Genomic DNA, 4,691 nt, shown 5'->3' with positions numbered 1-4,691 from the left:
TAGACCCGCTCCCAGCCGGCGCCCTCGATCGCGGCCTCGCGCTGGGTGACGGTCGGCGGCTGCGCCCAGTAGACGTCCAGCTCGATGTCCGACAGGGCGTCGGCGCGTCCGCGCGCCACCGAGCCCGCGACGAGCGAGGCGACGACCGCCTCGTCCGCGGCATACGCGGGAACCGCCTTGCGCGCGATGGCGACTCGGCGCCCGACCTCGTCGACGACGTCGACCTGGCTCAGCTGCGTCATGCGCCCATGATGCAGACACCTCGCCCCGCACGGGCCCGTATGCCGCACACCGTCCGATATGAGGTGTAGCGGCTGAGCGGGGGATTGCGCACGCCCGCGTTCTTGGCCTCGTGGTGTCATTGGGGTCATGGACCGAGCGCGAGGCCTGACGGGCGTGGCCGTCGACGGCCGGCTCGTGATCCCAGAGGCGGAGCTGCACGAGCGCTTCTCCCGCAGCTCCGGGCCGGGTGGGCAGGGGGTCAACACGGCCGACTCCCGCGTCGAGCTCACCTTCGACCTCGTCGGGTCACGCTCGGTCCCCGAGCCGCTGCGGGCTCGGATGCTCGAGCGGCTCGGGGGGCGGCTCGTCGACGGGCGGATCACCGTCGTGGCAAGCGAGCACCGGAACCAGCTGGCCAACCGCAAGGCCGCTCGGCAGCGGCTTGCTCAGCTCCTGCGGGAGGCCGGTGCGCCGCCGCCGGCGAAGCGCCGGGCAACCCGTCCGACGCGTGGTTCGCAGGAGCGTCGGCTCATGGCCAAGAAGGCCCGCTCCGAGGTGAAGCGCGGCCGCGCCCGCTATACCCCGGGTTGATCGGGCCCCCCGGGACCGGTCTGCAGCGCTTCGACCTCGGCGCTGCCGACCGAAGCCTGTTCACCGCGCGCTTCGCCGCGCCCACTCCTGCCCGGTGATCCGGTAGAGCTGCATGTCCACGTCGTACCACTTACGCACGACGCCCTCGTCCCTCATCCCGAGGCGGCCGCAGACCCGTGCCGATGCGTCGTTGCCGACGTGGGTGACGGCGAGGACCTCCGAGAGCCCTGACCTGAAGCCGTACTCGAGCAGGGCCAGAGCCGCCTCGGTCGCGTAGCCCCGGCCCCACGAGTCGGGGTGCAGGTGCCAGGCGATCTCGACCTCGCCCGCCTCGGAGCGCGGGAGCGGCAGGAGCATGACCGAACCGGCGACCTGCCCGGTGTCGCGCACCTCGACGGCCCAGATCCCGATCGGCGGTGTCGCCGAGCGCTCGGCATAGCGGTCGATGGTCCGGTGCGCCTCCTCGAGGTCGGCCATGATCCATGGCTCCCCGTCGCCGAGCCACTGGGTGACGTCCTTGCGGCCGAGCATGTCGAGCAGCCGGGGCGCCTCGTCGTGGCTCCAGCCGCGCAGGGTGAGCCGGTCGGTCTCGAGGGCACTGGGCGTCATGGATCGCAGCCTCCCAGCAGGCCGGTCATCCCGCCACCGGATTTGTCTGCCCTGCAGGCGATTCCAAGCAGCCGGCACCGCTGAGGAATGTAGTTGAAAATTTAAGTGTTATGGTCCATGTTCCCGTAGAAGCAATCCTTGATGGAGGCAGTGACATGCTGAGCGCAACAGCGGCTCTGGCAAGCGAGGGCATGCAGACCGACTGGAGTCTGTCGCCCACCTACAACACGATCATGTCGGTCGCCGCGGGCGCCGGTCTCGTGACGCTCGTGTGGTTCATCCGCGACCTGTGGGTCAAGCGGGAGCGCAACATCGAGGGCTACGCGTTCGCCTTCGGCGTGCTCGGCTTCATCCTCACGGCCACCGGTCTGCACATGACCCTCACCTGGCCGATCAAGGGTCTGCCCTGGGACAACATCATCTTCGGCGAGACCTCGCTCGGCTTCGGCGTGCTGCTGGCCGCGACGTCCTGGTACCTGTGGCGCCGGCGTGAGGACCTGCGCACCACCGACAACCCGGTGCGCACCCTCGCCGATCTCGTCCGGCCCATCTCGCTGTTCGTCTTCGGTCTCGGCCTCGCCCTCGTCGGCATCGGTATCGCGGGCCTCTGGTACCAGTTCTTCGTCGCACCGGCCGAGGAGCCGATCTCGGGTCTGTTCGCCGACTATCCGATCGTCGAGGCGATCTTCATGTCGGGCCTGTTCTTCCTGATCGCCCTCGGCGCGCTCCTCTTCCCGTGGGCGGTCAAGCGTGAGGCGGTCGCGGGCCGTCCCAGCACGTTGCATCGGGTGGCCGGCGGCGCCTGGGTCCTCGGTGGCCTCGGGTTCTTCCTGTTCGGCGCGATGAACTTCTTCACGCACATCGGCCTCATCTTCAACACGCACGTCCCCAGCTGACCGGCTGAGCCCCGCTGAACGGCATACGACCAGTTCGTATGCCGTTCAGTGCGCTTCCGTGCTCCGCTCACCTTTCGCTGTGGCCGGTGAACCTCCGGGCGGCCCATCTCGTGACAGCCGGTAGGGCCCCGAGAGCCGGGAGCCGGATCCCCTTCACGGGGGCGAACCGCAGGATGCGGAGGAGCCATGTCAATCACTGAGGTCCAACCGATCAGGGTGCAGTCGCGGCAGCGGCTCGCCCTGGGTGTGCTGCAGCTGGCCACCGCCGCGGGGCTGGTCATCGACGCCGTCGTGCACCTGCGCGACGCGGACGGCTATGAGCTGGTGCAGGGGACGCTCATCGGGGAGGCCACCCTCTTCCGGGCCCAGGCCGTGGTGGCCCTAGTGCTCGCGGCGGCGCTCCTGCTCCACCCTCGCCCGTGGGTGTGGGCGATCGCGGCGCTCGTCGCTGCCTCGGCCGCCGGTGCCGTCATCCTCTACACGTACGTCGACCTCGGTGCCATTGCGGGACTGCCCGACATGTATGAGCCCACCTGGCTGCCGCCGGGCAAGCTGGTCTCCGCGGTGGCCGAGGCGAGCACGGCGATCCTCGCGGTGGCCGGCTTCTTCGTGAGCTGGCGCCTGGGTCGCAACCGGCAACGCGCGTCCGATCGCTGACGCGGGCTCCGGCTACTCCGCAAAGGTGTAGCGCAGGGAGAGCCAGTTCTCCCGGTTCAGCTGGGCGGCCGCATCGGCGTCGCCACGGCGGGCGTGCCTGACGATCGCCGCGTGCTGGTCCACCGAGCCGCGGCCGGCGAAGGATGCGAACCGCATCCGCTCGACGCGTCGCAGCACCGGCACGACCCGCTCGAGGACCTCGGGGATGACGGCGTTGCCGCTGCGTGCGACGAAGACGCGGTGGAAGTCGTCGTCCGCCTCGATGGCGCCCGAGACGTCCTGCCGGTCAAGGGATCCCGCGAAACGCTCGTTGGCCGCCTCCAGCCGCTTCAGGTCGTCCTCGGTGAGGAGCGGGGTCGCGAGACGTGCCGCCAGCTCGTGCATCGAGGCCGCGACCTGCTGGGAGTCGATGGTCGACTCGAGGTCGACCGGCGCGACGATCGTCGCCCGCCCGGGCGTCGCGATGACGAGCCGGGCGCGCTCGAGGCGGAGCAGCGCCTCACGGATCGGGGTTCGGCTGATGCCGAGCCAGCCCTCGAGCTCCTGGTCCCGCAGGCGCTCGCCGGGAGCCAGGGTGCCGTCGACGATCGCGTCCCGGATCGACTCGTAGGCGTGGTCGCGCAACAGCGAGCGCTTGTGCACGCCTTGGGCGGTCGGGATCGGCATGGCGGAAATGTAGCCCCGGTCTTGTCGGTGAAGTGCAGAATCCAATATATTGCAGATTGCGAGGGCGCGACCGTGGCGCACTCGGTCGACACCTTCTGAGGAGCGTCCGCCATGGCCATCACCGACTTCGAGCGCTACCCGCTCACCTTCGGGCCGAGCCCGGTCCACCGCCTCGACCGGCTCACCCAGCACCTCGGCGGCGCCGAGATCTGGGCCAAGCGCGAGGACGTCAGCTCGGGTCTGGCCTTCGGTGGCAACAAGACCCGCAAGCTCGAGTACATCGTCCCCGACGCCCTGGCCGAGGGGGCCGACACGCTCGTCTCGATCGGCGGATTCCAGTCGAACCACACGCGCCAGGTCGCTGCGGTCGCCGCCAAGCTCGGCCTCAAGTGCCGGCTCGTCCAGGAGAAGTGGGTCGACTGGGACGACGCCGTCAACGACAAGGTCGGCAACATCCTGCTGTCACGGATCATGGGCGCGGACGTCCGGCTCGACCCCGCCGGCTTCGACATCGGGATCCGCTCCTCCTGGGAGGACGCCATCCGCGAGGTCGAGGAGGCGGGTGGCAAGCCCTACGGCATCCCCGCGGGCGCCTCGGAGCACAAGTACGGCGGCCTCGGCTTCGCCAACTGGGCCGACGAGGTGGCCGCGCAGGAGCAGCAGCTCGGCGTCTTCTTCGACACGATCATCGTCTGCATCGTCACCGGCTCGACCCATGCCGGGATGATCGCCGGCTTCGCCGCGCTCGCGGACGCGGGCGGCCTGCCCCGGCGGGTCATCGGGATCGACGCGTCGGCGACCATCGACAAGACCCGCGAGCAGGTCGGGCGCATCGCGCGCAACACCGCGAAGCTCATCGGCGTCGAGCGCGACCTGCGCGACGACGAGGTCACCGTCCTCGAGGGCTGGGCCGGTGACTACTACGGCATCCCGGTCCAGTCGACGATCGATGCGATCCGCACCTCCGGCAGCCTCGAGGGGATGATCATCGACCCCGTCTACGAGGGCAAGTCGATGGCCGGCCTCATCGACCTCGTCAGCCAGGACGAG

7 protein-coding genes are annotated in these 4,691 nt (G+C 69.9%); 4 read left to right on the top strand and 3 right to left on the bottom strand.

What is annotated here, in order from left to right:
* A partial coding sequence (locus tag ACTHJJ_RS05625; RefSeq protein ID WP_440301957.1) for a hypothetical protein occupies nt 1–242 on the bottom strand: 242 nt, incomplete at its 3' end.
* Nucleotides 243–369: 127 nt separating this feature from the next.
* Between ACTHJJ_RS05625 and arfB the strand changes: the two genes are divergently transcribed.
* Entirely contained in the window at nt 370–813 is a 444-nt protein-coding gene (arfB, locus tag ACTHJJ_RS05620; RefSeq protein WP_440301956.1) for an alternative ribosome rescue aminoacyl-tRNA hydrolase ArfB, read from the top strand.
* Nucleotides 814–873: 60 nt separating this feature from the next.
* Here arfB and ACTHJJ_RS05615 read toward each other — a convergent pair whose 3' ends face one another.
* The gene (locus ACTHJJ_RS05615) at nt 874–1,422 is read right to left on the bottom strand and encodes a GNAT family N-acetyltransferase (protein WP_440301955.1); all 549 of its coding nucleotides are present in this window, start codon (nt 1,420–1,422) and stop codon (nt 874–876) included.
* Between the two features lie 155 nt (nt 1,423–1,577).
* Between ACTHJJ_RS05615 and ACTHJJ_RS05610 the strand changes: the two genes are divergently transcribed.
* Together ACTHJJ_RS05610 and ACTHJJ_RS05605 are read left to right on the top strand one after the other, a co-directional pair.
* The gene (locus tag ACTHJJ_RS05610; RefSeq protein WP_440301954.1) at nt 1,578–2,318 is read left to right on the top strand and encodes a DUF981 family protein; all 741 of its coding nucleotides are present in this window, start codon (nt 1,578–1,580) and stop codon (nt 2,316–2,318) included.
* A 186-nt stretch (nt 2,319–2,504) separates the two neighbouring features.
* Nucleotides 2,505–2,975 carry a hypothetical protein gene (locus tag ACTHJJ_RS05605; RefSeq protein WP_440301953.1) on the top strand — a complete coding sequence of 157 codons (471 nt, stop codon included), beginning with the start codon at nt 2,505–2,507 and terminating at the stop codon, nt 2,973–2,975.
* A 12-nt stretch (nt 2,976–2,987) separates the two neighbouring features.
* Here the strand turns inward: ACTHJJ_RS05605 and ACTHJJ_RS05600 are convergent, their stop codons facing one another.
* Nucleotides 2,988–3,641, bottom strand: coding sequence for a GntR family transcriptional regulator (locus ACTHJJ_RS05600; RefSeq protein ID WP_440301952.1), 654 nt, complete (start codon nt 3,639–3,641; stop codon nt 2,988–2,990).
* A 111-nt stretch (nt 3,642–3,752) separates the two neighbouring features.
* Between ACTHJJ_RS05600 and ACTHJJ_RS05595 the strand changes: the two genes are divergently transcribed.
* Nucleotides 3,753–4,691 (top strand): 1-aminocyclopropane-1-carboxylate deaminase (locus ACTHJJ_RS05595; RefSeq protein WP_440301951.1); only part of this gene is annotated, 939 nt, incomplete at its 3' end.

Source organism: Intrasporangium sp. (assembly GCF_051961875.1).
GTDB lineage: Bacteria > Actinomycetota > Actinomycetes > Actinomycetales > Dermatophilaceae > Intrasporangium_A.
This window is presented reverse-complemented; position numbering and strand designations above follow the sequence as displayed.